Source organism: Rhizobium sp. 18055, from assembly GCF_902706285.1.
Classification (GTDB): Bacteria; Pseudomonadota; Alphaproteobacteria; order Rhizobiales; family Rhizobiaceae; genus Rhizobium.
Genome location: NZ_CACSKD010000059.1, coordinates 1 through 918, shown reverse-complemented (window position 1 = coordinate 918; position 918 = coordinate 1). Strand labels below are relative to the sequence as shown.

2 protein-coding genes are annotated in these 918 nt (G+C 46.6%); both read right to left on the bottom strand.

The features are described 5' to 3' along the window. Positions 1 to 55: 55 nt before the first annotated feature. Positions 56 to 490, bottom strand: coding sequence for a hypothetical protein (locus tag GVL52_RS31400; protein WP_160012647.1), 435 nt, complete (start codon positions 488 to 490; stop codon positions 56 to 58). Between the two features lie 149 nt (positions 491 to 639). Continuing rightward, positions 640 to 918 (bottom strand): hypothetical protein (locus GVL52_RS31395; protein ID WP_200847926.1); only part of this gene is annotated, 279 nt, incomplete at its 5' end.

Genomic DNA, 918 nt, shown 5'->3' with positions numbered 1-918 from the left:
CTGTATGTCAGTCAATTCGTTGCCTCATAGCACGGCTTGCGCACTTTGGGTTCGCTCATCGGCCCAGGCCTCCAGCTCTACTGGCTGCGTTCGTGCAACAAAGCCTCGCAAATGCGTAAACCAATGTTAGGTCGCTGCCGAAAAACACTAACTTTTCTTTTTCCAGGTATATAAAATTATACTGCCGGCCGCTTTTTTTTGCGCTGTATTGAACATAATATCCATAGTCGGTTTTCATAACCTGCTGATCAAAGACGGCGGCTTGGTGGTTTTTTTTGATTACACTCTCAAACTTCGCACCCTCTTCAAATCCGATAACATGCTCGCTTCCAAATTTATCTGTACAAATGAATTTATTCTTGACATCGGTTATTTCGCAGCCTGTCGGCAATACCACCTCGCGTCCAAGAATTAATACCCTATCGTCCTGACCAGGTGAATTTTCAGCCACCGATAAGAAAGATAAAAATAGCAGACCAGTAAGCAGCAATTTTTCATGGTTTAGGTATCCGTCCTCCGGGAATGCCGTTCCCTAACGTCCCAGGTGTTCCTTTGTATACTTCAACCGAGCCTTGCCCTATTTCTTTGATCCCTCGAATTCTTTCTTTTTTCGCAGAGTCAGTCATCGCCTCCAACTCATCAGTGCTTTTCTTTGCAGGTCGGGCCAGCCATCAAACAGTCAAGCACTTCCTCTTCCTTTTTATTCGCCCCTTCCATTTTTCGCGCGCCGTTGGCGATCCTATCTCCACCCTTCTTCGCGCCAATGATTTTGTTAATTGAGCTTCCTCTCCCATCTTGATTCGCGACCTCGGGAGTGGAAATATCGGTAAGACCGTAAGGATCGATGTGCGTGGTTGGGGACTTTACGTATGAAAAACTGTTCCAACCACCGGCAAGACCGATGGGATCCTGCGATAG